At 61.5% G+C, this 23,319-nt stretch carries 28 protein-coding genes; 15 read left to right on the forward strand and 13 right to left on the reverse strand.

Going from position 1 to position 23,319, the window contains the following annotated elements; all coding sequences use genetic code 11:
• The coding region (locus tag RCH93_RS09545) for a sigma 54-interacting transcriptional regulator (RefSeq protein WP_306548144.1) at positions 1–791 on the reverse strand (791 nt) is incomplete at its 3' end.
• Positions 792–836: 45 nt separating this feature from the next.
• Positions 837–1,082 carry a hypothetical protein gene (locus RCH93_RS09550; RefSeq protein ID WP_306548145.1) on the reverse strand — a complete coding sequence of 82 codons (246 nt, stop codon included), beginning with the start codon at positions 1,080–1,082 and terminating at the stop codon, positions 837–839.
• Positions 1,083–1,306: 224 nt separating this feature from the next.
• Between RCH93_RS09550 and RCH93_RS09555 the strand changes: the two genes are divergently transcribed.
• The 10 genes from RCH93_RS09555 to RCH93_RS09600 all read left to right on the forward strand — a co-directional run bounded on the left by RCH93_RS09555 (position 1,307) and on the right by RCH93_RS09600 (position 8,545).
• Positions 1,307–2,251 carry a ketopantoate reductase family protein gene (locus tag RCH93_RS09555; RefSeq protein WP_306548147.1) on the forward strand — a complete coding sequence of 315 codons (945 nt, stop codon included), beginning with the start codon at positions 1,307–1,309 and terminating at the stop codon, positions 2,249–2,251.
• A gap of 39 nt (positions 2,252–2,290) precedes the next feature.
• Positions 2,291–3,133, forward strand: coding sequence for a 3-methyl-2-oxobutanoate hydroxymethyltransferase (panB, locus tag RCH93_RS09560; protein WP_306548148.1), 843 nt, complete (start codon positions 2,291–2,293; stop codon positions 3,131–3,133).
• A 332-nt stretch (positions 3,134–3,465) separates the two neighbouring features.
• Positions 3,466–3,816 (forward strand): DUF5320 domain-containing protein, encoded by a 351-nt coding sequence (locus tag RCH93_RS09565; protein ID WP_306548149.1) that lies wholly within the window; start codon positions 3,466–3,468, stop codon positions 3,814–3,816.
• Between the two features lie 112 nt (positions 3,817–3,928).
• Positions 3,929–4,288, forward strand: a complete 360-nt coding sequence (locus tag RCH93_RS09570; RefSeq protein ID WP_306548150.1) for a NifB/NifX family molybdenum-iron cluster-binding protein — start codon at positions 3,929–3,931, stop codon at positions 4,286–4,288.
• Complete coding sequence (gene tsaA, locus RCH93_RS09575; protein WP_306548151.1) at positions 4,285–4,785, forward strand: tRNA (N6-threonylcarbamoyladenosine(37)-N6)-methyltransferase TrmO; 501 nt, start codon at positions 4,285–4,287, stop codon at positions 4,783–4,785. The genes RCH93_RS09570 and tsaA overlap by 4 nt, the downstream gene beginning before the upstream one ends.
• 104 nt (positions 4,786–4,889) lie before the next feature.
• The gene (locus RCH93_RS09580; protein WP_306548152.1) at positions 4,890–5,306 is read left to right on the forward strand and encodes an iron-sulfur cluster assembly scaffold protein; all 417 of its coding nucleotides are present in this window, start codon (positions 4,890–4,892) and stop codon (positions 5,304–5,306) included.
• The gene (locus RCH93_RS09585; RefSeq protein ID WP_306548153.1) at positions 5,303–5,731 is read left to right on the forward strand and encodes a PaaI family thioesterase; all 429 of its coding nucleotides are present in this window, start codon (positions 5,303–5,305) and stop codon (positions 5,729–5,731) included. Before RCH93_RS09580 ends, RCH93_RS09585 begins: the two co-directional genes overlap by 4 nt.
• Complete coding sequence (locus RCH93_RS09590; protein WP_306548154.1) at positions 5,728–6,606, forward strand: MBL fold metallo-hydrolase; 879 nt, start codon at positions 5,728–5,730, stop codon at positions 6,604–6,606. Before RCH93_RS09585 ends, RCH93_RS09590 begins: the two co-directional genes overlap by 4 nt.
• A gap of 37 nt (positions 6,607–6,643) precedes the next feature.
• Entirely contained in the window at positions 6,644–7,750 is a 1,107-nt protein-coding gene (locus tag RCH93_RS09595) for a radical SAM/SPASM domain-containing protein (protein ID WP_306548155.1), read from the forward strand.
• Between the two features lie 48 nt (positions 7,751–7,798).
• Positions 7,799–8,545, forward strand: coding sequence for a DUF6125 family protein (locus tag RCH93_RS09600; protein WP_306548156.1), 747 nt, complete (start codon positions 7,799–7,801; stop codon positions 8,543–8,545).
• A gap of 39 nt (positions 8,546–8,584) precedes the next feature.
• On the opposite strand, the gene RCH93_RS09605 is transcribed toward RCH93_RS09600, so the two are convergent.
• The 9 genes from RCH93_RS09605 to nifH all read right to left on the reverse strand — a co-directional run bounded on the left by RCH93_RS09605 (position 8,585) and on the right by nifH (position 16,012).
• Positions 8,585–9,028, reverse strand: a complete 444-nt coding sequence (locus RCH93_RS09605) for a hypothetical protein (protein WP_306548157.1) — start codon at positions 9,026–9,028, stop codon at positions 8,585–8,587.
• A gap of 59 nt (positions 9,029–9,087) precedes the next feature.
• Positions 9,088–9,531, reverse strand: coding sequence for a GNAT family N-acetyltransferase (locus tag RCH93_RS09610; protein WP_306548158.1), 444 nt, complete (start codon positions 9,529–9,531; stop codon positions 9,088–9,090).
• A 14-nt stretch (positions 9,532–9,545) separates the two neighbouring features.
• Entirely contained in the window at positions 9,546–9,848 is a 303-nt protein-coding gene (locus RCH93_RS09615) for a ferredoxin (RefSeq protein WP_306548160.1), read from the reverse strand.
• 135 nt (positions 9,849–9,983) lie between these two features.
• Entirely contained in the window at positions 9,984–11,165 is a 1,182-nt protein-coding gene (locus RCH93_RS09620) for a NifB/NifX family molybdenum-iron cluster-binding protein (protein WP_306548161.1), read from the reverse strand.
• An 89-nt stretch (positions 11,166–11,254) separates the two neighbouring features.
• The gene (gene nifK / locus RCH93_RS09625) at positions 11,255–12,628 is read right to left on the reverse strand and encodes a nitrogenase molybdenum-iron protein subunit beta (RefSeq protein WP_306548162.1); all 1,374 of its coding nucleotides are present in this window, start codon (positions 12,626–12,628) and stop codon (positions 11,255–11,257) included.
• Between the two features lie 24 nt (positions 12,629–12,652).
• Positions 12,653–14,290 carry a nitrogenase molybdenum-iron protein alpha chain gene (gene nifD / locus RCH93_RS09630; protein ID WP_306548163.1) on the reverse strand — a complete coding sequence of 546 codons (1,638 nt, stop codon included), beginning with the start codon at positions 14,288–14,290 and terminating at the stop codon, positions 12,653–12,655.
• An 18-nt stretch (positions 14,291–14,308) separates the two neighbouring features.
• Positions 14,309–14,683 carry a P-II family nitrogen regulator gene (locus tag RCH93_RS09635; RefSeq protein ID WP_306548165.1) on the reverse strand — a complete coding sequence of 125 codons (375 nt, stop codon included), beginning with the start codon at positions 14,681–14,683 and terminating at the stop codon, positions 14,309–14,311.
• Positions 14,680–15,027 carry a P-II family nitrogen regulator gene (locus tag RCH93_RS09640; RefSeq protein WP_306548166.1) on the reverse strand — a complete coding sequence of 116 codons (348 nt, stop codon included), beginning with the start codon at positions 15,025–15,027 and terminating at the stop codon, positions 14,680–14,682. Before RCH93_RS09640 ends, RCH93_RS09635 begins: the two co-directional genes overlap by 4 nt.
• Positions 15,028–15,184: 157 nt before the next feature.
• A complete protein-coding gene (gene nifH, locus RCH93_RS09645; RefSeq protein ID WP_306548167.1) occupies positions 15,185–16,012 on the reverse strand; it encodes a nitrogenase iron protein in 828 nt (275 codons plus the stop codon).
• Positions 16,013–16,397: 385 nt separating this feature from the next.
• Between nifH and RCH93_RS09650 the strand changes: the two genes are divergently transcribed.
• From RCH93_RS09650 to RCH93_RS09660, 3 genes are read left to right on the forward strand one after another with little or no spacing between them, the layout of a single operon-like run.
• The gene (locus RCH93_RS09650; protein WP_306548168.1) at positions 16,398–17,030 is read left to right on the forward strand and encodes a transglutaminase family protein; all 633 of its coding nucleotides are present in this window, start codon (positions 16,398–16,400) and stop codon (positions 17,028–17,030) included.
• Positions 17,023–18,126 (forward strand): permease, encoded by a 1,104-nt coding sequence (locus tag RCH93_RS09655; protein ID WP_306548169.1) that lies wholly within the window; start codon positions 17,023–17,025, stop codon positions 18,124–18,126. The genes RCH93_RS09650 and RCH93_RS09655 overlap by 8 nt, the downstream gene beginning before the upstream one ends.
• Before the next feature lie 6 nt (positions 18,127–18,132).
• On the forward strand, positions 18,133–18,840 hold the full coding sequence (locus tag RCH93_RS09660; protein ID WP_306548170.1) for a TIGR03943 family protein: 708 nt from the start codon (positions 18,133–18,135) through the stop codon (positions 18,838–18,840).
• Positions 18,841–18,895: 55 nt separating this feature from the next.
• On the opposite strand, the gene RCH93_RS09665 is transcribed toward RCH93_RS09660, so the two are convergent.
• Positions 18,896–20,206, reverse strand: coding sequence for a hypothetical protein (locus RCH93_RS09665; protein ID WP_306548171.1), 1,311 nt, complete (start codon positions 20,204–20,206; stop codon positions 18,896–18,898).
• A gap of 46 nt (positions 20,207–20,252) precedes the next feature.
• Positions 20,253–20,981, reverse strand: coding sequence for a type 1 glutamine amidotransferase (locus RCH93_RS09670; RefSeq protein WP_306548172.1), 729 nt, complete (start codon positions 20,979–20,981; stop codon positions 20,253–20,255).
• Positions 20,982–21,585: 604 nt separating this feature from the next.
• On the opposite strand from RCH93_RS09670, the gene RCH93_RS09675 reads away from it, so the two are divergent.
• Together RCH93_RS09675 and RCH93_RS09680 are read left to right on the forward strand one after the other, a co-directional pair.
• Positions 21,586–21,957, forward strand: a complete 372-nt coding sequence (locus RCH93_RS09675) for a hypothetical protein (RefSeq protein ID WP_306548173.1) — start codon at positions 21,586–21,588, stop codon at positions 21,955–21,957.
• 76 nt (positions 21,958–22,033) lie between these two features.
• On the forward strand, positions 22,034–23,104 hold the full coding sequence (locus tag RCH93_RS09680) for a cyclic nucleotide-binding domain-containing protein (protein ID WP_306548175.1): 1,071 nt from the start codon (positions 22,034–22,036) through the stop codon (positions 23,102–23,104).
• Positions 23,105–23,319: the final 215 nt, after the last annotated feature.

Consider the following 23,319-nt stretch of genomic DNA (forward strand, 5'->3'; position numbering starts at 1 on the left):
GGGAAAAACTCGCGGTCGTCGAGCACCGAGAGCAGCTTGACCTGCAGCGGCAGCGGCATGTCGCCGATTTCAGTGAGAAACAGGGTGCCGCCCTGGGCCAGGCGGAACATCCCGGGCTTATCCTTGACCGCGCCGGTGAAGGCCCCCTTGACGTAGCCGAACAGCTCGGATTCGAGCAGCGATTCGGGCAGGGCCCCGCAGTTGATCTTGATGAACGGCTTGGCGGCGCGGCTGGACCGCTGGTGAATGGCCTCGGCCACCTTGTCCTTGCCGGTGCCGGTTTCGCCGGTGATCAGCACCGAGGCCTCGGTGTGGGCCATCAGCGGAATCAGGTCAAACACCTCGCGCATCTTGGGGCTTTGGCCGATGATCGAATCGGTCTGGTCGTGGTCGGCGCTCAAACCGGCAGAGGCGACCACCGCCGAGAGGTCGTCGAGCACGATCACCAGCCCCACGGTTTCGTCCTCGTCGCCGCGCAGGGGCGAGAGCGTGAACTGCATCGGAATCTTGCGGCGGTCGCGGCTGACGATGTCGCCGTCGATCACCAGGGGTTCGCCGCTGGCCAGGACCTCGCGGAAGGTGCGGCCGCGCTGGGCAATGTTAGAGCGGAGCACGAAATCGACATACACGCCCTTGACGTCGGCCAGGGCCAGACCGGTGAGGGCTTCGAGAAACTCGTTGATCAGGACAATCTTCAGCTCCCGGTCGATCACCGCGATGCCGTGCGGAATCGAGTCGAGCAGGTTGCCCACCGCAACGGCGGGAAAATGGACGGAAAAGTCGTCGTTCATCGGCGGGTTACCGGAAGGGCTCGGCGGGCGGCGACCGCGCGCGGGTTATTGGAAATCAACATGGCTGACGACAATCCGCGGTTCGTTCAGGGAGATGGTCTCCGGTTCGATCCGCTCCAGATCCTCGACGTTCCATTGACCGGCCTGCGCCAAAAGCCGCAAGGCCTCCGCCTTGGACGGGGCCAGCACCGCAACCTCGGCCTGGAGGTAGTTTTCTTTGTGGATGTGCGGTTCATCGAGCATGGACCAGCTGGAAAAACGTTTGCTGTGACGCCAGATATAGAGATGCATGGTCTCTCTCCGAAAGGGGATAGGGCAACGGAACCGCAGCCTTGACAACCTGCGAACTCTACCCCTTCGCGGCCGCCAGCGCAAACCCTTGCTTTCTTCCAGAGGACGAAAGTGTTCGACGTTGATCTTTTTTGTCGATGGTTTATAACTGTCGCCAGTGATTTTTCCCCGGCAAACCGCAGCACACGGCCCGGCCAGCGCAGCCGGCCGAGAGGAGACGAGCTTTGGAGATACTGATCATTGGCGCCGGGGCAATGGGCGGTCTGTTCGGGGCGATGCTCGGCCCCTTTGCCCAGGTGCGGCTCTGCACCACCAACGCGGAGCACGCCCTGGCGATCAACCGCGACGGCCTACTGCTCACCGGCATGGACGGGGCTTTGCGCCGCGTGCCCGTCACGGCGCTGACCGACCCGGCGCAGTCCGACCGGCCAGCCGATCTCATCCTGGTCTGCACCAAGGCGAGATCCACCGAGGCGGCGGCGCAAACGGCGCGCCAGCTGCTGGCGGAAGACGGCCTGACCCTCACCTTGCAAAACGGGCTGGGCAATCTGGAGCGGATTGCCGCCGTGGTCGGACCTGCGCGGGCCGCAGCCGGCATTACGGCCCAGGCCGCCACCCTGCTGGGGCCGGGGCGCGTCCGCCACGCCGGCGTCGGGCCGACCGTGCTTGCCGCCGCCCCCGGACAGTCCGGCCAGTCAGGGCAAGGCGGAAAAATAGCCGCCGTGGCCGAGTTGTTCAACCGCGCCTCGGTTGAGACCCGCATTGCTGAAGACGGCGAGGCCCTGCTCTGGTCAAAGCTGATCGTCAACGTCGGAATCAACGCGCTCACCGCCCTGCTGCGGGCGGCCAACGGCGCTCTCGCCCAGGTTCCGGAATGCGAACGGCTTATGGCCCAGGCTGTGGCCGAGGCTGTGGCCGTGGGCCAGGCGTTGGGCGTCAATCTGGGGCCTGAGGATCAACTCGACCGGGTTCGGCAGGTGTGCACGCTCACTGCCGCCAACCGTTCCTCCATGCTCCAGGACATCCTCCGGGGCCGGCCCACCGAGATCGACGTCATCAACGGGGCCGTGGTCGCCAAGGGGCGCGAGGTCGGCGTGGCCGCGCCGGTGAACGCGCTCCTCACCCAATTGATCCAAGCCCTGGAGGCCACCGCCTCGCAGCGGATTTAAATTTCCCCTTTCCGGCAGTCCCTTTCCTCAGGAGACCCCATGCAACAGAAGAAGCTGACCATTCCGGACATCAAAAACCGCAAAAACGGAACCCCCATCGCCGAGCTGACCGCCTACGATTATCCCTGGGCCAAGGCGGTGGACGCGGCCGGGATCGACGTCGTGCTGGTGGGCGACAGCCTGGGGATGGTGGTGCTGGGCCATCCGGACACGGTTTCGGTGACCATGGACGAGATGATCCACCACACCAAGGCCGTGGTGCGCGGCGTGGAGCGGGCGCTGGTGATCACCGACATGCCCTTTGGCTCCTACAACAGCTCGATTCCTGCGGCGATCAACAACGCCACCCGCATCCTCAAGGAGGGGCGGGCCGACGCGGTCAAGATCGAAGGCGGCGTGTCCATGGCGCCGACCGTGGCGGCCATTGTCCGGGCCGGCATCCCGGTGCAGGGGCACATCGGCCTCACCCCGCAGACCGCCACCAGCCTTGGCGGCTTCAAGGTTCAGGGCAAGAGCGCCCAGGCGGCCAAACAGTTGCTCGACGATGCCAAGGCCATGGAAGATGCCGGCTGTTTTTCCATCGTCCTGGAGGCTATTCCCGCCCCCCTGGCCGAGCGCATCACCCAGGCGATTTCCATTCCCACCATCGGCATTGGCGCCGGACCAAACTGCGATGGCCAGGTGCTGGTGATCCACGACCTGGTCGGCCTCTACGACCGTTTCACCCCCAAATTCGTCAAGCAGTTTGCTGCAATCAACGAACCCATCGCCGCCGCCCTGGCCCAGTACAAGGTCGAGGTGGAAAGTCGCGCCTTCCCTACGGAAGCCCACAGCTTCACCATGAAATCCGAAGAACTGGACAAATTGCTGCGCTTGTACTGAGCGGTCGCCGCGTCCTTGCGCGGCTTTGATCCAAGCCGCGCACAACCTGTCTGCATGTTCCCCCATCCCGGCGCTCCCCTGGAAAATCTCTCCAGGGTAGCGCTTCCGCGTTTGTGCGGCGTCGCTCAGGGTAGCGTTTGCGCTACCCGTGGTCGTCGTTGCGTCTTGATGTGGTTGCCATAAATCCTTTATCTACAACGAATTGTCGCTGTTCTCTCCGGGGGCGGAATGTGGCGCCCTGTTTGCTTTTCTTCAATTGCATCAAGCCAAGTCGGATGCGGTTCCGCGCAAGCGGTTTTCAGCCATGTTTTTTCAGCAAGGAGGACGAGACCATGCCCCGAGGAGACGGAACAGGACCCATGGGAATGGGAGCAATCACAGGACGCGGCGCCGGATATTGCGCCGGCGCGCAGCAATACGGCAATGCCAGGCCTCGGTGCGGCGCTGGCCTGGGGTTGGGCCGCAATCGCGGCGCAGCTTGGAATCCTGCGGGCGGCGGCGCGGGCATGTGTCGCGGTTTCGGTTTGTCGCGGCAGTCCGGCGGCATGACGACTGCGCCTGTTGCGGCTAGGCCCGACATGGAAAAACAGCGTTTGCGCAATCAGGCCGCAGCATTGCAAACAGCATTGGACAACATCGCCAACCGTCTGGCCGCCCTGGAAGCCGCGGAGGTCGGACAGTAACCGATGGTAGCCTAGGCCGCGTCGATCCAGGATCGGCGCGGCGCGCATCGCGCGATTTTCCCCGATCTTTTAGACGGCGGAAAACGCGCGTACTTTATTTGCAGGAGAACCCATGAACATCGTTTTCACCACCACCGGCGGCGACCTCAACGCGCCGCTTGATCCTCGATTCGGTCGCGCTGCCCGGTTCCTTGTCTACAATTCGGACACGGCCGGTTGCGAGCTAGTCGACAATCAGAACCTGAACGCATCCCACGGCGCCGGCATCCAGGCGGCGGAAACCGTGGTGGGGCTTGGGGCCAAGGCGCTGGTCACCGGTCATTGCGGCCCCAAGGCCTTCCGCGTCTTGCAGGCTGCCGGAGTGGCGATCTACACCACCGAGGCGGCCACCGTGGCAGAGGCCCTGGCCCTGTACCGCGAGGGAAAACTCAGCCGGGCGCTGACCGCAAACGCGCAGGGACATCGGCCATGACCGCGCCGGATCTTGCCTTTGCGCCGATTGGCGTCGTGCGCAGCGAACACCGCGTCGCCCGCGAGACGCCGATCCAGCCGGCCTACGCCAAGGGCTGTTTGGGGCGGGCGGAAATTCTGCCGGAGTTTGCGGCAGGCTTGCGCGACCTGGAAGGGTTCTCGCATCTCTATCTGCTCTTCCATTTTCATCAATCCGAACCGGCCAAACTGCTGGTTAAACCATTTCTTCAGGACGTCGAGCGCGGCGTCTTTGCCACCCGCGCGCCCTGCCGGCCTAACGCCATCGGCTTGAGCATCGTTGAGCTGATTCGCCTTGAAAACAACATCCTGTATCTGGATGGGGTCGACATCCTGGACGGCACGCCCCTGCTGGACATCAAACCCTACACGGCCAAGTTCGACCGGATCGCAATCACCCGCAACGGTTGGCAGGACGAGGTCGACGAGGAAACCGCCCAACGCCTTGGCCGGCGCGAGTATCAAGGCGCAGCAGGCTGAATCGATTGCGCGATGTCGAGGGATCCAGATCGGGCAGGCCGCCAGAGCCTGCTTTTTGCGTTAACACCAGATGCGACAAGGAACCAAGAGGAGACGCGGTACAGATGGGATGCACTGATTTGAGAGGATGGACGTCGATAGCGCAGGAGCATGCGATGCGGCCGCGCAATTACGGGCCGCTGGAAGATTGCAACGGCTGGGGCCGGATCACCGGGCCGTGCGGCGACACCATGGAGTTCTGGATTGCGGTGCGCGACGGCCGGGTGGAGCGGGTGGGCTTTGTCACCGACGGCTGCGGCTCCTCGCGCGCCTGCGGCAGCATGACGACCACCCTGGCCGAGGGCAAATCGGTTGAAGACGCCGCGGCGCTCCGTCAGCAGGACGTTTTGGCGGCGCTGGGCGACGATTTTCCCGAGGAACACTGCGCCCTGCTCGCGGTCAACACGCTCAAGGCGGCCTGCGAGGAGCATCGACGACGCCGGGACGGCGAGGCCGGCGGCAACGGGTTGTCCGCGCCGTGAGGCCAGCCGGCGCCGCTCTCCCCGCCGAGGTGGCGCGCGGGCATGAGCACTGCGTGCTCTGCGGCGATTTTCATCCCCGTTCCTGGCGGCTGTCCTTCACCCCAAGCGAAGACGGCGGGGTGTGGACGAAATTTGTGGCGGGCGCGGAACTGCAGGGGTACGATAATCTCCTCCATGGCGGCGTCATTGCCTCGCTGCTGGACGCGGCCATGACCCATTGCCTGTTTCATCACTCCATCCAGGCGGTCACCGGCGATCTCCGCGTTCGTTTTCTCCATCCGACCGCCTGCAACGTCTCCTTGGAACTCCGGGCCTGGCTGCTCTTTTCCTGCCCGCCGCTCTACCATCTCCGGGCTGAGATGCGCTGCGGCGGTCAACTGACGGCCAAGGCCGAGGGCAAATTCATGCGACGTGAGCAACCATGACATCCCAAAGCGCCAAAATCACCATCCTGGTCGACAACGAGGCCGGGGCCGGGCTTGCGACTGAGCACGGGTTTGCGCTGTGGCTGGAAACCGCCGACAAACGCATCCTGTTTGACGTCGGCCAGGGCGCCACCCTGCTCGAAAACGCTCGCATCCTGGGGATCAATCCGCTTGCGGCCGATTGCATCGCGCTCAGCCACGGCCATTACGACCACAGCGGCGGTCTGGCCGTCCTCCTCCAGCAGGATCGCACCTTCGAGGTGTATTGCCACCCCGGCGCGGTCAATCCCCGTTACAGCATCCGCAATCACACCGCCAAGCCGCTGCAGATGCCGCGTGCGGCCATGACCGCCCTGGACCGCTTTCCCCAGGAGCGGGTGCACTGGGTGCAGCGGCCGGTGATGCTGGCCGAAAACGTCGGCCTGACCGGCCCCATTCTCCGCGAAACGATCTTCGAGGACCCGGGCGGCCCCTTTTATCTTGATCAGGCGGGCGTCCGGCCGGACCCGATTGACGACGATCTGGCCCTGTGGGTGCGAACCGGCGAAGGCTTGGTGGTCTGCCTCGGCTGCGGTCACGCTGGCCTGATCAACACCCTGGAACAGGCGCAACGGCAGAACGAGGGCATGCCCATCCGCGCGGTGATCGGCGGTTTTCATCTGCAGAACGCCGACCAACGCCGCCTGGAACAGACCATCGAAGCCCTGCGGCGGATCGCGCCCGAGTTGATCATCCCCTGCCATTGCACTGGCGAAGACGCGGTCTTTGCCCTGCGCGCCGCCTTTGGCCAACGGTGTCGTCCCGGCGCCGCCGGCATGACCTGCGTGTTTGATCAGCCTGGACCGGAGCGGGCCGCGCCCCGCGCCCTCGCCTGACCGCCCGCCCCCAACTCTTCACCGGCAACGGAGGACCATGCCCTGGCACTGGCCGTCATTTGCTTCACCCCAACTGGATTGGCTGCAGGTGGAAATCAGCACCCACTGCAACGCCGCCTGTCTCTACTGTCCCCGCACCCTGTATGCTGCGCATTGGCGCAACCGCTTGATGTCCTTGGAGGATTTCCGCCGGTTGGCCCCTGTTCTGCGCGCAACCCGTCTGGTCTATCTCCAGGGTTGGGGCGAACCCCTGACCCATCCTGATTTTTTTACCTTCGCCCGCCTGGCCAAGGCTTGCGGTTGTCAGGTCGGAACCACCACCAACGGCATGCTGCTCTCGGAGGAGGGCTGCCGACGCTTGATCGAGGCGGAGATCGACGTGGTCGGATTTTCCCTGGCCGGCACGGTTGCCGCTGAAAACGACCGGATTCGTCGGGGGACCTCGCTGCAACAGGCGCTGGCTTGCATCGAGACCCTCAACCGTTTGAAAGCGCAACTTGGCGCCGACAAGCCGGCCGTTCATGTCGCCTATCTGCTGTTGCGCTCGGGGCTTGCGGCCGTCGAGGCCCTGCCGGCCCTGCTGGCCCCTCTGGGCGTCGACCAGGTGGTGATCAGCACCCTGGATCTGATCGCTCGGCAAGCTCTGACAGTTGAAGCGCTGGCCCCGGCGAGCCTGGAAGAGCACGCAGCCCTCCGCCAGCGGCTGGACGCGTTGATTGCCGCCGGCCGCGAGCAGGGGCTGCCCATTCACGACTGGTTGGCCGAACCTCAGGGACAGCGGAGCGTCGGGAGCGCCGAGGGGACGGCGCCGCAAGCCGCCTGCACTGAGAACGTGTGCAAGGCGGCCTTTGTCGCCGTCGACGGCGGGGTGTCGCCCTGCGTGTACGCAAACCTGCCGCTGGCCGGCGGCGCGATCCATTGGGTTGGCGGGGGCAATGGGATCAGTGGGATCAGTGCAACCGCAACCCCGTTGCGTCCCATCGTGTTTGGCAACCTGCAGCGGCAGTCGTTTGCCGCCGTGTGGCGGAGCAGAGCGTATGCCGCCTTTCGCAGGGCGCACCAGCGGGGGCGTCCGCCTGAGCAATGCCAGGGCTGCGTCAGGCTGCGCGCGCGTTCAGTGGAAAAGGCTGGTGTGGTGTGGTGAGGGCGTTGGCAAAAGCAATGGAAAACAACCAACCAAGGAGGAGTGCAGATGAAAAACGGCAAGGAGACGATCGAACAGGCGGACCAGGAGATGCTGGTGCGGATGGTGATGGACGGATTTCGCCGCATCATCGTCCATTACGGGGCCTGGTTCGCCGAGGTGGAGCATCAGGTCGGGCTGGACAAGGCCCTGGCGGTGGAAGACGACGTCTGGCAGGCAAGCCTGGGCAATCAGGTGGATCGTCTCGGCAAGACGCTCGGTTTTGCCGTTGAAAACGGCGTGCCGGCGGTGTTGAAGACCCTGCCCCGCGAGACCCTGGCCGATTTGATCGAAAAATTGAGCATCAACTGGCTGGCCAACGACGGCATCTGGTTCCAGGCGGTGGAAAAACGGTTTGGCATGGGCGACGCCAAGCGCTGCAACGACACCTGCTGGACCCGCTACTCGCCCTTTGAGGCGGCCCGGATCAAAAAGCTGCTTGACCTGCCCGAGAACGGCGGCATTCCAGCCCTGAAAAAGGCCCTGGGGATGCGGATGTATGCCTTTATTAATGAGCAGTCGATTGAAGAGGTGAGCGACACCTGCATCGTCTTTTACATGAACAACTGCCGGGTGCAGGCGGCGCGCAAACGCAAGGGACTGGCCGATTATCCCTGCAAATCCGCCGGCATGGTCGAATATCCCACCTTTGCCCAGACCATTGATTCCCGCATCCGGACCGAATGCGTCGGCTGTCCGCCGGACGCGCACCCGGACGGCTGGTTCTGCGCCTGGAAATTCACCCTGGAAGAGTGATCTCCGGCGGCGCGTTCGGGCGGTCGATCTTCGGCTGTTTCAGGCCGAGGCCGGGCTGAGCCGCTGCTCCAGTTGCCGGGCCAGGACGAGCATGTTTTCGATTTCCGCCGGGGTCGGGATTCTGATGGTGCAGACGTAGGGGTCGCAGATCTCCTGGTGGCTGTCCAGGTTGCGGATTGCCTCGGCCATGCCCTCGATTGCCTCGGGCATCCACTCTTCCAGGGCGTCGGCCAGATCGTGCATGGTGTGGTTGTAGGGCAGGCGGCCGATCTCCATCAGTCCGCTCATCACCAGCTTTTCGATGCCCATGGCAATCAGGTTGTAGAGAATCTCGGCGGTGAAGGCCTTTTTCTTTTTGCGATAGGCGGTTTCCGCCAGATTGAGATACTGGCGGCCTTCGATCTTGTACTGCTGCCAGTCGTCTATGGCCTGGGTGCGAATGTCGGCGAAACCGACCAGGGCGGGGTGGGTGAGATTAGCCATAAGGAGCTCCATGGGGTGCGGCGTTGGGGCGACAGCCTAGATCAGGGCAGTGCGCCGAATTAAAGATGCTGCCGCAGACAGATCAGGGCAGTTGTTTGCCAGCCCAGCCGGCCATAAAAGCCCAGCGCCGGCGGGTTGTTCTTGTCGGCCAGGAGCTGCAGGCGGGTTGCGCCCTGCTCTCCTGCCCAGTCGATCAGACCGTTCATCAGGGCGCGGCCGATTCCCTGGCCGCGATGTGTGTGGGCGACCACCACGTCCTCAACCAGCACGGCCGGGCCGCCCTCGGCGGTGGAAATCACCAGTTGGCCGGTGCACATGCCCACCACCCGTCCGTCCGCTTCCGCGGCCAGAACGCATCCCCGGTCGTTGTTCAGCAGAAGCGCTAGCCCCTGTTGCTGCATGGCCGCATCAAAGCTGAAATCCTCTTCAATCGTGAACAGCAGACGGAGCAGTCCAACCAGCTGCTCCAAATCTTCCTGTCGGGCCTTGCGCACCAGGGGCATGGGGCTTTCCTCTTCTACTCGATGAGATAATCGGCAGCCGGTTCGCCGTCTTCAATGCCGTCCAGGATGGCGTCGATGATCTCGGTGCTGGTCACGCCTTTGAACCACCAATTTTCCGGCTGCACCACCATCACCGGGCCGGACTCGCACTGCTTGAGACAGCCGGTGGCCACCACCTGGATGTCCAGGCCGCGATCAAGAATCTCTTCTTCAATGTATTGAAGAAATCCGTCCGTCTGTTTGTGGCAGAGGCCCTTGGCGTCGCCTTTGGTGCGGAAACTCTGACAAACCAGTATCTGTTTTTCGGGGAGAGCCATTGTGTATTCCTTCCTGGAGAATGATTTTTATAGGTGTTCAGGTTGTCAGGACTGCGGTTTGTCAGGGGGGCGGTAGCCGGATTTCCCGGCGGCGATCACGCCTTCGCCCTCAACGCCCGCAGGCTCAACAGGCCCTTATTGTTTACATTTCATTTTCTTGCCGCCGCCGTAGAGCACATCCACCGTGCCCTCGATGTTGTCCTCGGTGAGGATCACGCGGACGCCGCGACTGCCGAGCACTTCTCGGGGGCGCTGCCCGGCGCTGGCGGCCAGCAGGGCAAAACAGTCGTGGAGCGTGTCGGCCAGCTGGTCCCAACGGGATTCGCCGCTGCCCGCTTCCGGTGCCTGACGGGTTTCCAGCAGGCAGGTCAGGCCGTCGGCGCGGGGGCCGTAGATGAGCAGCATCTTGGCCTGACCGAGATGGAGATCCACATCCATGCCGGTGGCGCTGGCCACCGCCACCCGCGGCCGTTCGGCGCTGGGGGTGGGCAGGGAGGTTTGGGCAACGGGTTTGACGCCGCATCCGCACGACGTCCCGGTTCCGCAACTGGGGCCGCAGTCGCATCCGCACTGGTCGGCCTCCACCTGCTGCACGGTGGTGGGCAGGTGTTGCGCGGTCAGCTTGCCGATCTGTTCCATGTGCACCCGGGTGGGCGCGACCGGTTCGCCGGTCTGCTGCGAATCCGGAGAAAACGGAACCAGTTCCATGGCCGTTGCGCCCAATTCCGCCGCAGTTTCGGCAATCGCAACCACCTGATGGGCGTTGAGGCCCGGAAAAATGGTGGTGCGAACCACAACCTTGACCCCAGCTTTCGCCATGGCCTGCAGGGTTTGCGGTTGCTCCTCCACAAGCAGGGCGGCCGCCTGGGGCAGGGCAATGGTTTTCCGGCCGGGACGAATCCAGGCGTAGAGTTTTTCCGCCGTGGCCGCTTCCAGGGTCTCGACCAGCACGGTTACGGTGTGCAAACCGGCTGCCGCCAATTCGGCGGCGTGTTGTGCGCCGCCCAAACCCAGGGTGGTCAAACCAATCGCCAGATCAGGATACTGCTTGTGCAAAAGCGCCATAGTCGCCAGGGTTGCGTCCAGGGAGGCCAGCGGGTCGCCGGGGCCTTCCAGGACAACGGATTGCAGTCCCTGGTGGCGTCCGACTTCCAGCAACGCCTCGGTCGGCGTCAGGGCTTGGCCGAGTTTGCCTTCCGGAGCGTGACGCAGGCGGCAGGTCGCCTGGGGCGCAATGGGCAACCTCAGGGTTGTGACGGCTGCATCGGTCTCCTGGGCGGCAAAGCGCGGCGCGCTGGTAATAGGGATAACAGTCATAATCAATCCGCCCGCAAGGTGAAAAATAAAAGGAACGCCCGGAGGAGAGACAAGGAGTAACAACCCTCCCCCGGGCAGGTTCGTTGCGCTTAGTACACCAACTCGAACTTCTCTTCCGCCGAATCCCTATCCATCCGATCCAGCAGGGCGTTCAGGACTTTTTCGAGGAAATGCAGACCGCCTTTGTAGCCGACGGTCGGGAAGTACTGATGCCCCTGCCGATCCAGGATCGGGAAGCCCCAGCGGATAAACGGGATGTCCTCGTCGCGGGCGATGTACTTGCCGTAGGTGTTGCCGATCAGCAGGTCCACCGGCTCGTTCTTGATCCACTGGTGGAGCAGGAACAGATCGCCTTTGGCGCGGACGTTGACCTCAAAGGGCATGTCCTTGGTCAATTCCTTGATCCGTTTCTCAAACCGTTTGCCCGGCGTGCCGGTCACCAGATGCACCGGACACATGTCGATGGACACCAGGAACTCGGTCATCGCGATCAGCTGATCGGGGTCGCCGAACAGCGCCACCTTCTTGTGATAGAAGTACTGGTGCATGTCGGAGATCAGATCCACCAACTGGCCGCGCTCGTAAGAAACTTCCTCCGGAACCACGGTGCCGCTGATGGTGCGCAGGGCGTCGATGAACCGGTCGGTGGCCTTGAGGCCAAAGGGCATGTCGAGAATCCGGCACGGCACCTTGTACTTGGTGTCGAGCAACCGAGCCGCGTCAGCCGAACACCACTCGCCCAGGGCCAGGGTGCCGATGGCGTCGCCGCAGCCCTTCAGTTCGGCCACGGTCACGCCGCCCTGCGGGAACATGTGGTACTCGCCGGACAACGGGCCGTTGAGCACGCCGGAGGTGTCGGGGAAGAGGGTGATGTCCGCGCCGACCAGCTTGGCCAGACGTTTGATCTCTTCCATGTCCGAGGGCTCAACCCAACCGGGGATGACGTTGACCTTGCCGTTTTTCTTGCCCGTGGGCTCGGCCAGATCGGCCATGGCCTTGACCATGTTGGAAAATCCGGTCACATGCGAACCGACGTAACTTGGGGTCGGCGCGCCCACCAGGGTTTTTCCCTTGGGCACGGTGCCTTCTTTGTAGGCCTTGTCAAAGATCTGGTTGAGATCGTCGCCGATGGTCTCCGACAAACAGGTGGTGTGCACCGCGATGATTTCCGGATCGTAGACGGTAAAAATGTTGTTGATCGCCTGCAGCAGGTTGGCCTGGCCGCCGAACACCGAGGAACCTTCGGTAAAGGAACTGGTGGAAGCGGAGACCGGCTCTTTGTAGTGCCGGGTCAGGGCGCTTCTGTGGTAGGCGCAGCAGCCCTGGGAGCCATGGCTGTGGGGGAGACAGCCATGGATGCCCAGTGCCGCGTACATGGCGCCGATGGGCTGGCAGGTCTTGGCCGGATTAATGGTAACGGCGCTGCGCTCGCTTATTTCTTTGGGTGTATGTCGAAGTAGCATTGTTCTGCCCTCTTGGTTGATGCTTTATTCCCACACGTAGGTGGCTGAGAGTTCGGGGCTTTCCTGCCAGGGGGCTTTCATGTAGCTCCACACCTTGCTGTTCACCAGTCGGTCGATTTCCTTGTAGAAATTGACCGCGCCCTTGAACCCGGCATAGGGTCCGCCGGAATCGTAGCTGTGCAGCTGCTTCATCGGCACGCCCAGCTTCTGGATGGAAAACTTCTCTTTGATGCCGGCGCAGAAGATGTCCGGCTTCATCAATTCCACCAGTTTTTCCGCTTCGTACTGGTTGCAGTCGTCGATGACCAGTGCCCCAGGGTCCATATCCGGCATGATGCCGTCGTACTCTTTGAACTTGAAGCCTTTCTCTTCCAGGGCCTTGAGTTCCGCCTCGGTCTTGCGCGGTTTGAAGCGCTCGGGATCGGCCTCGATTTCCAGTTCCTCGATGTTGCGGCTGTCGGCGTCCACCTTGAGGGTGGGGATGACCCGGCGGCCTTCGTAGTCGTCGCGGTGGGCAAATTCGTACCCGGCGGAGATGGTTTTCATGCCCATCTCGGCAAACAGATCCTGGTAGTGATGGGCCCGGCTGCCGCCGACAAAGAGCATCGCGGTCTTGCCTGCGGTGCGGGTGAGCACGTCCGAACAGACCGCGTCCACCGCCGGCATTTCTTCGGCGATTACTGCCTCGACCCGGTCAATCAGCTTCTGGTCGCCAAAATACTCGGCGATCTTGCGCAGCGACTTGATGGTCGACTTGGCCCCGATGAAGTTGACCTTGATCCAGGGGATGCCGAATTTGGTTTCCATCATGTCGGCCACGTAGTTGATCGACCGGTGACACATAACGCAGCTCAAGTCCGCTTTGTGGGCGCTGGCGAACTGGTCGTAAGTCGAGTTGCCGGAAAAGGTGGAAATGGTGGTGATGCCGCATTTTCGCAGGATCCGGTCGATCTCGAAACCGTCGCCGCCGATGTTGTACTCACCCAGCAGGTTGATCTTGTACTCGCCTGCTTTTTCGTCGTTGTTCTCGCCGACCATGTGGGTGAACACCTGGTTGTTGGCGATGTGATGGCCGGCGGACTGGGACACGCCCTTGTAGCCCTCGCAGCTGAAGGCAAAGACGTTGCAGTCGCCGAGCTGTGCTTTCATGTTGCGGGCCACGGTGTGGATGTCGTCGCCGATCAGGCCCACCGGACAGGTGGCGAAAATGGTGATCGCCTTGGGGTGGAAGATGTCGTAAATTTCCTGAATGGCCGCCGCCAGCTTTTTCTCGCCGCCGAAAATGATGTCCGAATCCTGCATGTCGGTGGAGAAACAGTAGGGAATGTAGTTCTCTCCGTCGACGCCGGCGTCGGTCTGGTTGCGCCGGGTCAGCCAGGCGTAGAAGCTGCAGCCGATCGGTCCGTGCACCAGGTTGACGATGTCCCTGGTCGGGCCCATGATAACGCCCTTACAACCGGCGTAGGTGCAACCGCGCATGGTGATGATGCCGGGAATGGTCCGCACGTTGGCGGTGATTTCCGGGGTGGTGTTTTCCAAGGCCTCGTTGATGAGGATCTGTTTGGCCCGTTTGCGGGCCACTTTGGCCGGATATTTTTTCAGCAGCTCTTTTTTAACGTCCGTGGGTTCCCACTGAACGAGCTTTTTCTTCGCAGTTGCCATGTTGTTCTCCTTGGGCTCTCAGGCTATGGATTTCGCGCCGGCTTCGCCCGTTCGCACACGGACGGCGTCCTTAATCGGCAGGACAAAGATCTTGCCGTCGCCCGGTTTTCCCGTCTTGTTGGTTGTGATCAGGGTTTCAACCACCGTATCCACAAAGTCGTCTTCAACCACAATGGTGATGACCCGTTTCGGATACAGCTTGCCTTTCTCGCCCAGGAGCGAGGCGGCTTCTTCATAGCCGTCTTCGGCCCCGGCCAGGATCTGGGTGTTGACAAAGCCTATCCCGCGTCCGTTGGCCTCGTGGGCGAAAAACGCATCCACCCCGGCCTCGGTCAACGCCTTTTTGGTCTGGTTCATCATGTTCATTCGCACAATGGCGATAACCTCTTTCATGCGGCAACCTCCGCTGCTCCTTCCTTAACTCCGGAGCTGATCGTGTAGGCGCACTCAACGTCGCTGATAAAAATCTTGCCGTCGCCAAAGGCTCCTTTTGCGCCGGAGCGGGCGGTGTTCATGATGGTGTTGATGACAAAATCCTTGTCCTCTTCCTGGATAACGCTCATCAGCATGGTCTTGGGAATTTCGTCATAGGTGACCTCGCCGATTTTGATGCCGCGCTGCTTGCCGCGACCGGCAACCGAATACTTGGTGACTGCGGGAAATCCGGCGTCCATCAGGGCGGCAAGGACGGCGTCTGCTTTTTCGGGTCGGATAATGGCTCTAATCATGATCATCATGGTGGTGGCTCCTTCGTGTGTAGCTTTATGGTCTGTAGGTAGTTAGTCTTTTAGCTCTTTGGTCGATAGGTGGTTAGTCTGTAGGGCTTTCATTCATGGAGTGGTCGCTGTTGTTCACTCACCTGAAAAGCTACAGTCTAAACAACCTCAACCGCTTTTATGCTTCCATCAGGCCGTAATCCAGGAGCAGCTGCTCAAGTTCTTCAATGGCCAGGGGTTTGGGGATAACGAACATCTGGTTCTCGTCGATGGCCTTGGCCAGGCTCCGGTAGGCGTCGGCCTGCTTGACTTCCGGATTCCACTCAATAACAGTCTTGCGGTTGATCTCAGCCCTTTGCACGTCGTTGTCGCGGGGAACAAACGAAATCATCTGGGTGCCGATCTTCTTGGCCAGCTCTTCGATCATCTCACGCTCGTTGTCAACGGCGCGGGAGTTGCAGATCAGGCCGCCCAGACGCACGTTGCCGGACTGGGCGAACTTCATGATGCCCTTGCAGATGTTGTTGGCCGCATACATGGCCATCATCTCGCCGGAACAGACGATGTAGATTTCTTCGGCCTTGCCGTCGCGGATGGGCATGGCGAATCCGCCGCAGACAACGTCGCCGAGAACGTCGTAGAAGGCGTAGTCCAAACCTTCACTGGGGGCGTAGGCGCCCAACTGCTCCAGCATGTTGATCGAGGTGATGATGCCGCGGCCTGCACAGCCAACGCCCGGCTCAGGTCCGCCGGACTCGACGCACCAGGTGCCGCCGTATCCGAGTTTGCGGAGATCGTCCAATTCCACGTCCTCGCCTTCCTCACGCAAGGTGTCGAGCACCGATTTCTGGGCCAGGCCGCCCAGCAGCAGACGGGTTGAGTCCGCCTTGGGGTCACAGCCGACGACCATGACTTTTTTGCCCATTTCCACCAAGCCTGCGACTGTGTTCTGGGTTGTTGTGGATTTGCCGATGCCGCCTTTTCCGTAGATAGCTACCTTTCTCATTGTTTTGGCTCCTCTATATCAGGGTGTGATTACCGGATTGTTCCGGCCCGTTGTCAGCGTTTGTCAGGGGCGACTGTTTCCGCCTTGTGCCTTCTCTAAGGCAATGGCCGTGCCAACACGAAAAAGTAAAATTTAAATATCGTATCGTTACAATATTGCGATAGATTTTATTTCGCGGGCGTGGCCGGCATCGATTTGGGCCGCTGGTCAGGATTGTTGCAAAGTCTACAATTAGGTGGGAAGTTGACAAAATAGTCGACAAAAGGGGCGGGTTGCGTGGGGCGCAGGGGTGGCTCGAATCGTTGGCGCAGGTTGACTTTTTCAGGCAAGGGGATAGAGTGCGGCCCCATGTGCAGGGCGAGGGAAAACATAGGAGGCGGAGGGCATGGACCCGTTTTTGGAAAGCAGCAAATACATTGACTCCGATCATCCGGAGGTAACGCGCAAGGCTCGTGAATTGGCGCAGGGTTGCGCCGATGCGGAGGCGGTGGCCCGCAACTGCTTCCTGTTTGTGCGGGACGAGATTCGCCACAGCTGGGACTGGCGGCAAAACCCGGTGACTTGCACGGCGTCTGAAACGCTGCGCTACGGCACGGGTTTTTGCTACGCCAAAAGCCACCTGCTGGCCGCTCTGCTCCGCGCTTGCGGCATTCCGGCGGGCTTGTGCTATCAGCGGTTGCAGGTCGAGCCCGGGGGCGAGCGCACCTGCCTGCATGGTTTGAATGCGGTGCTGCTGCCCGGCTGGGGTTGGTACAGGATGGATGCGCGCGGCAACAAGGAGGGCGTTGACGCCCGCTTTCAGCCGCCCGAGGAGCGGTTGGCCTTTGCGCTCAATCCCGGCGAAATCGATCTGCCCGGCATCTGGCCGGAACCCCTGGAAATTGTGACCCGCGTTCTCACCGACTGCGCCACGGTGGAAGAGGCGTTTGCCCGTCTGCCGGACCTTGATCCAGCCCATCTGCCGTCGCCGCTTCTGTCTTGGGCGCGAGGCCCGCAGGACAACATGCCGCGTGCATAATCACAACACCTCGAACAATCCGCCGCCGCTGCCCCTGTATCAACCCGCGCCCGGTGCGCCGAAGCCGGTCCTGCCCAGGCTGTCGCAGGAACTGGCCTGGGTGGGCAGTCTGCTTTTCCTCGCCATAGCCCTGCTGCTGTTGTTGCTCGGCCAAGCCCCGGCCTGGCGCAGCCTGGTCGGCAACATCGCCATCAATTTTCTCGCCGTTATGGTCGAGGCCCTGCCGTTCATGCTGATCGGCTCCCTGGCGGGCGGCTTGATCGAGGTGTTTGTGCCGGCGACCTGGGTCGAACGGGCGGTGCGCCAGCATCGGATTCGGGCGGTGTTGCTCGCCGGTTTGCTGGGGCTGCTGTTGCCGGTCTGCGAATGCGCGATTGTGCCGGTGGTCCGGCGGCTGCTCGGCAAGGGTGTGCCCCTGGCGGCGGCGCTCACCTTTCTCCTGGCCGGGCCGATCGTCAACGGCATCGTCGCCGCCTCCACCGCCATTGCCTACAGCTACGACTGGCTCGTGCCGGCGGTGCGGCTGGGCAGCGGCTACGTCATTGCGGTGGTGGTTGGGCTGTTGCTGGGGCGCTGGTTCAACCGGGACAACGGCCTGCTGCCGCAATGGAACAGCGGCCTGCCCACGACCTGCGGCCATCAGGGCTGCAGCCATGGCGGCGGCCAGGAAGCCTCGCGCCTTGCTCGGTTGCGCCACGCCCTGGAACACGCCAGCGACGATTTCTTTGGGGTGGGCTTCTACCTGGTGATCGGCGCCTTTATTGCCGCCCTGGTCCGCAGCATCGTGCCGATGGACGTGTTCAGCCAGTTGCTGGCCGCGCCCTGGCAGGCCATTCTGCTGATGATGGCCATGGCGGTGCTGCTGAATCTCTGCAGCGAGGCCGACGCCTTTATTGCCGCCAGTTTCCGGGGCATTCTGCCCGGCAGCGCCCAGATGGCCTTTATGGTGCTGGGGCCGATGCTTGACCTCAAGCTGCTGTTGATGTACCTCAGCGTCTTCCGCAAGCGGCTGATTGTTGCCCTGGCCGTCACCGTGCCCTTGGCGGTGCTGCTGGTTATGCTCGGGCTGCAACGCTTCTTTCCTGATCTGCTCTGATCCGCCATGCCAACGGTCTTTCTCAAAAATTGCATCCTGGCCCTGTGGGCAGGTTTCTTCGCCTGGCTGGCAACCTTTGGCCAACAGCATCTGGCCCGACTGCTGCACCCAAAACTGTGGTGGCTGGTGATCTGCGGCGCGGTTGTCCTGCTGCTTTTTCTGGCGGTCAATCTGCGCCGTCCTCGGGCCTTGGGGCAAATTTCGCTTTGGTGGCGCTGGCCGACCTTGCTGATCCTGGTTGTGCCGCTGGCCTACTGCATGATGCTGCCCACGGCTCGGTTCAACAGTCAGACCTTTGCCCAGCGGGCCTTGCAGGACGCGGAGGGCGCGGCGGCGCCGGGATTTGTTGCGCCGCAGAGCGGAGAAGACGAGGCGGAGGAAGGGACAACGGAAACCTCGCTGGGCCGGTTGAACGCCGAGGCCGCGAGCTTGGCCGGTCAGGAGGTGGAGGTGGTGTGTCAGGTGATGAGCGATGCGAAATTGCCCGCCGGCCTGATGGTCTGCTATCGCTTTCGCATAACCTGCTGCGCCGCCGACGCCCAGCCGGTTTTCATTTTTGTCACAAAACCCCAAGGGGCTGTGCCCGCCAACGACGCCTGGGTGCGGGCCAAGGGGCGGCTCAGCGTGTATGAGCATCGCGGCTACTCCATCCCGCTGGTCACAACGGAAACCGTTGCCAGCGAAAAAGAGCCTGCCGTTCCCTTCCTGTTTTAATCCCAGCGGTGTGGCCGCTGTGTGACCGCCTGGCGGCAAACTTGTGGCGAACCGTCTAATTTTCCTCGATTCGTTTACGGAAACGGGCCAGTTGCTGGTCGCGGATGGTTTGCAGGTCCAGTCGGTAGATGTCGGGCGGAAAAAGGAATTCGACCACGCCGGTGTCGAAGATGCGCTTGACCTCGTATTCGTCGTGGGCCACGTCGCGCTGGTAGATGTAGTTGAGGTAGGAGCGGTTGGTGTGGATGATGAATTCAATCCGCATGCCGCCGGTGCGGGCGAAAAATTTGAGCATCGAGGTCTTGCCCGAGCTGCCGGTGGCCGAGCCCTGATATTCACCGCCGGTGAGGGTGTCGGAAATGTCCTCCAGGGTCATGAACGATTCGGCTCTCGCTGCGCTGCGGGTGAGGTGGCGCACGAACCGTTTGACGTCGTTGACCGAGTTGAGCACCGCCATCAGGCCAAGCTCGTCGTCTACCGCTGTGGCCGGGTTTTTTTCGTTTTTGCGCAGCAGTTTGAGCACCTTGGCGGCCGGTTCTTTCTTGCGGATGGTTACATAGATGGGGATGTCGACGTCGTTGTCGCGAAACCTCCGCCGTTTCACCAGGGTCAGTTTTTCCCCGGCCGCCGGCGTCACCAGGCGCGCCTCGTCTTCGGAGAGCACGTCGACCGTGGTGCAGCTGAAGTCCTCGGCGCTGTGGGTGCTGTGCAGGTAGCGGATGTCGAGATCGCCGATCTTGTAATCCGGGCTCCAGACAAAGGCGTTGAGAAAGGCAAGGAAATTGAGGAACTTCTCAGCGATCCGGGTCTCCCGCTCCCTCTGGTCAATCGAGCCGGCCAGGCCCATCAAGGCCAGCTTGCGTTTGGCCTCAAAGCGGGCCTTTTTGTGGTAGCGCTCATCGAACAGGGCCAGCAGCAGTTCCACCGGGTCCCAGGCGGTGACGATCTCGTTGGTGGTTTCGATGTGGGCGCTGTAGGGGGCCAGCACCTTGGCCCGCAGCGAGCTGATCACGTCGTCGGAGGTGCGGGCGTATTCGTGCAGGTGGCGGATCACCTCCTGGGAGGCGCCTTTGATGCCAAACATGTTGCCCAGCAGCAGGTAGGCGCGTTCCGCGGCCCGCGTCCGCCGCCGTTTGTCGTGGATCAGCACCAGGATTTCGTCAAAGGTGTTGACGCCCAACAGGTCGAAGATCTGATTGCGAACCGAGCGGTATTTGGTTTTCAGCAGCTGGTTGTCGTGGAGGGTCTTAACCCAAGCCTTGGTCTCGCGGGAGAAGGGATGGGCCAGCGGCGGGTCGTTGTCAACGGCAAAGGGGCCGTCTTGCAACATGGTCGAAAAGACGGAATGTTGGGTGAGAATGCTCATGGCGGACGGGTCGGCGCAGTGATGTGGTCATGGGGGCGGCCGGCGGTCAGGGGTTGAGCAAGGCGACAAAATTACGCAGCAGCAGGCTGCAGGTCGTCGCCATGCCGGCGGCCAATCGGTTGGCGTTCTCGAAGAGTTCCGTTGTCGCGCCCATCTGGTCGGTTCCGGCCTTGAGAAGCGTGGCGTCGCATTTGACCCAGGCGGCGACGTCTTCGCGGGTTCCCGCGTAGTTGTCGCACTGCAGGCCAATGATGTGAGGGCGACCTTCGAGACAGCATGCTTCTACCATGCAATCCTTTGAGGTGGCAAGCAAAACCATGTTGCGCGGCAGGGGCGACTGGATCTCCTGGTCGTGCCATTTGAACAGGGGGAAAGGGGAGCGGAGCCCTTGGAAAAGGGGATGCTTTTTCCCTTCGTGGGTCAGGTGTCCCTCGCTGAATCCCACATGGGGAGCGCGGCTAGGGCCAATGGTCGCTCCGGCGGCCTCGGCAAGCAGATGCTGGCCCAGGTTGAAGCCCAGGCAGGGCTTGTTGAGATTCATCCAGGCGCGGACCAGCCGTTTCTCTTCGCGGAGAAAAGGGCGCTGGCTCTCCTGGTCCAGACGGTCGGGGCTGCCGAGGATGATCAGGGCGTCGAACTCGGCAAAATCGGCCGCGCTTTCTTTCCAGACCCTGGCAATGTGCAGGGCGACGTTGTTGGCTTCCGCCGCCTGATGCAGCATGCTGCCAGGTTGGCGCCATTCGCAGTGTTGTAGAACAAGAATTCTGTAACCCATTGATAATCTGTTGTCGCCTCCGGTGAAGGAGGGAGGGGGCTGCCCCGTAGAGAGGAGGAGGACGGGGCAGCCGGTTGGAGGAGGGGAGGAGGAACGGATTTCTCTGGTGCTCGCACTGGAGCGGATGCTTTGAACTGCTTTGCGGTGGAAAACTGCTGCTCCCTGCCCTTGCGCCTTGGTTGCTTTTTTGTTGAGGCGGGAGCTGCTGATCATGCTTGCCTTTGCCCTTAATAATCAACAATGGCGCCAGTTTTCCGATGCGGTTTATTGTTTTGTTATATATTTGAAAATCCGATTTTAATTTTGATGTTTCGAGGGCGGCGCACTTTGTTCGCCTTGATATTGTTCCATTTTTGTACTGTAAAAATTTGGAGCGAAACAATTATGTGAAATGCGTGGCGACGAAGGATTGCAGTGGAAAACTCCCCAGATTTGTTTTCATTTTGACGAACCAGGCTACCACTGCTACCATTCCTTTGTCAGGGGCTGTGCGGCGTGGTTCGTGGGGCTGCCTGAGCGTGCTGCGCGCGTGGGCGCCCTGAAACGAGTGTCGGCCACCTGCTGGCGGCAACAATTATGCTACATTTAAGTAAGGAGAGTCATTGTGGATTTTGGCGCAATTGTCGATTCAATCCTGAAAAAGATCGTCACGCTGAGCGAGCCCGTCGGGCGCTTGCTGCAGGAGACGCATCTTCCGGAACAGATTAAAGAGGTCGATTTTCCCGGATTGTTTTCCAATCCCTGGTTTCTCGTTCCCTTTGTGGCCCTGGTTGGCTGGCTGCTGTACAAAAAGGCGGTGCGCGATCTGATCATTCTGGGCGCGGTGATGGGGATTTGGTACGCTTCCGGGACCGCGTACATGCAAACGCTGGTGGTTGGCGGCGAGTTACAGGTCTCCAAGGTGCTGCCCGTGCTTTTTGGCGGCGCCGCGATTCTCGGCTTTGTCATCTATCTGCTGTTCGGTCGTTCCGACTGATTCGGGGCGCATCGTTTCTGCACCCGCGAGGCACGGCGGTTGTCACGATCAAGGAGAGCAAACGCAGGCCAAAGGAATGGAATACCGTAACGCGATTTTTATAGTGACCGAAGAGCGATCCTGCCCGATTTACAATGTCGGCGAGGAGTTTAAGGTCGAGAACGACGCCCTTGCCGTGCCCGAAGGGAAGACCGCCTGCCTGTTGATGGTGCGCGAACTGATGAAGGCGGTTGCGGAAAAGAAAAGCCTGGAACGCTTTTCGCCCTACGGCGTGCAGCGGGTGAAATTTGAATGCGGCGGCTGTACCGGGCTTATTCGCTTTGAATTCAAAAAGGAAAAGGGGTTCGCCACCCTGCAGATGAAGCTGCTGGCCGCAGCCGAACAGCGGGCGCGGATGCGGCATCTGGACAAGTTTTACGACGTGTTGCGCAAGCTGGAGATTTTCGAGCCGCTCAACGAAGACAGCCTGCGCGATCTTTCCGGCCAGTTGCAGCTCAAGCATTACGACGCAAACAAGATTATCCTCAAAAAAGGAGATCCCGGCACCAGCCTGTACATCGTGCTTGAAGGCCGGGTCGCGGTGATCGGCGATGACGGGCAAACGCTGTCCGAGATGGTCGTGGGCGACATCTTTGGCGAAATGAGTCTGCTCTCCGGCGAGCCGGTCACCACCTCCATTCACTCGCGGGAGAAGACCCGCCTTGCCACCCTCTCCAGCAAGGATTTCAAGCACATCCTCAACCGGTACCCGGTGCTCCAGGTCTTTTTCTACCGGATGCTGGTGGAGCGCTCCCAGGTCAACACCATGCGCGCCGGGGCCATCAGTTCGGGCATGACCGGCAGGCTGTCGGACATCAACGCCGTCGAGCTGTTCCAGCTGATCAATTCCAGTCAAAAAACCGGCAAGGTGCAGCTAGCGCTCGACGACGGCAATGCCATGGTCGCCTTCAACGAAGGCGAACTGGTGAAGACGCGCTACAGGAATCTCCCCGACAAGGAGGCCTTCTTTGCCCTCCTGGCCAAGGGCGAAGGCAGCTTCACCTACACCTCCGGACTCGCCCCTGAAGAAAAGGAGCTGCCGGTGATCGGCGGTTTCATGGGTTTGATCATGGAAGGCATGCGCCGGGTGGACGAACAGGAGGGGTAAGCGCCTGATTAATCCCCGGGTCTAACCCGGCCGCCAGCCGTTTAGAGTGCCTTTTTGCGCCGGTTCCAGGTTGCCGCTGGGCAGCCTGCCTCTCCCCTTGTCGACGTTCTGACGCCCTGTCCTCTGTCGCCGTTTGCTCTCTTCCTCCCTTCTTCACAGATATTTCACTGCCGCGCAGGTCGCCTTTCTGTTTAGGCGTAAGAATTGCAAAAAAT

The sequence above is a fragment of the Desulfobulbus sp. genome (assembly GCF_030824455.1).
Classification (GTDB): domain Bacteria; phylum Desulfobacterota; class Desulfobulbia; order Desulfobulbales; family Desulfobulbaceae; genus Desulfobulbus.

Bases quoted from the DNA above. Each gene is read 5' to 3' on its own strand.
- RCH93_RS09550 (WP_306548145.1), bottom strand. From the start codon at position 1,082: ATGCATCTCTATATCTGGCGTCACAGCAAACGTTTTTCCAGCTGGTCC.
- panB (WP_306548148.1), top strand. From the start codon at position 2,291: ATGCAACAGAAGAAGCTGACCATTCCGGACATCAAAAACCGCAAAAAC.
- RCH93_RS09565 (WP_306548149.1), top strand. From the start codon at position 3,466: ATGCCCCGAGGAGACGGAACAGGACCCATGGGAATGGGAGCAATCACA.
- RCH93_RS09570 (WP_306548150.1), top strand. From the start codon at position 3,929: ATGAACATCGTTTTCACCACCACCGGCGGCGACCTCAACGCGCCGCTT.
- tsaA (WP_306548151.1), top strand. From the start codon at position 4,285: ATGACCGCGCCGGATCTTGCCTTTGCGCCGATTGGCGTCGTGCGCAGC.
- RCH93_RS09580 (WP_306548152.1), top strand. From the start codon at position 4,890: ATGGGATGCACTGATTTGAGAGGATGGACGTCGATAGCGCAGGAGCAT.
- RCH93_RS09590 (WP_306548154.1), top strand. From the start codon at position 5,728: ATGACATCCCAAAGCGCCAAAATCACCATCCTGGTCGACAACGAGGCC.
- RCH93_RS09595 (WP_306548155.1), top strand. From the start codon at position 6,644: ATGCCCTGGCACTGGCCGTCATTTGCTTCACCCCAACTGGATTGGCTG.
- RCH93_RS09600 (WP_306548156.1), top strand. From the start codon at position 7,799: ATGAAAAACGGCAAGGAGACGATCGAACAGGCGGACCAGGAGATGCTG.
- RCH93_RS09605 (WP_306548157.1), bottom strand. From the start codon at position 9,028: ATGGCTAATCTCACCCACCCCGCCCTGGTCGGTTTCGCCGACATTCGC.
- RCH93_RS09610 (WP_306548158.1), bottom strand. From the start codon at position 9,531: ATGCCCCTGGTGCGCAAGGCCCGACAGGAAGATTTGGAGCAGCTGGTT.
- RCH93_RS09615 (WP_306548160.1), bottom strand. From the start codon at position 9,848: ATGGCTCTCCCCGAAAAACAGATACTGGTTTGTCAGAGTTTCCGCACC.
- RCH93_RS09620 (WP_306548161.1), bottom strand. From the start codon at position 11,165: ATGACTGTTATCCCTATTACCAGCGCGCCGCGCTTTGCCGCCCAGGAG.
- nifK (WP_306548162.1), bottom strand. From the start codon at position 12,628: ATGCTACTTCGACATACACCCAAAGAAATAAGCGAGCGCAGCGCCGTT.
- nifD (WP_306548163.1), bottom strand. From the start codon at position 14,290: ATGGCAACTGCGAAGAAAAAGCTCGTTCAGTGGGAACCCACGGACGTT.
- RCH93_RS09635 (WP_306548165.1), bottom strand. From the start codon at position 14,683: ATGAAAGAGGTTATCGCCATTGTGCGAATGAACATGATGAACCAGACC.
- RCH93_RS09640 (WP_306548166.1), bottom strand. From the start codon at position 15,027: ATGATGATCATGATTAGAGCCATTATCCGACCCGAAAAAGCAGACGCC.
- nifH (WP_306548167.1), bottom strand. From the start codon at position 16,012: ATGAGAAAGGTAGCTATCTACGGAAAAGGCGGCATCGGCAAATCCACA.
- RCH93_RS09650 (WP_306548168.1), top strand. From the start codon at position 16,398: ATGGACCCGTTTTTGGAAAGCAGCAAATACATTGACTCCGATCATCCG.
- RCH93_RS09660 (WP_306548170.1), top strand. From the start codon at position 18,133: ATGCCAACGGTCTTTCTCAAAAATTGCATCCTGGCCCTGTGGGCAGGT.
- RCH93_RS09665 (WP_306548171.1), bottom strand. From the start codon at position 20,206: ATGAGCATTCTCACCCAACATTCCGTCTTTTCGACCATGTTGCAAGAC.
- RCH93_RS09670 (WP_306548172.1), bottom strand. From the start codon at position 20,981: ATGGGTTACAGAATTCTTGTTCTACAACACTGCGAATGGCGCCAACCT.
- RCH93_RS09680 (WP_306548175.1), top strand. From the start codon at position 22,034: ATGGAATACCGTAACGCGATTTTTATAGTGACCGAAGAGCGATCCTGC.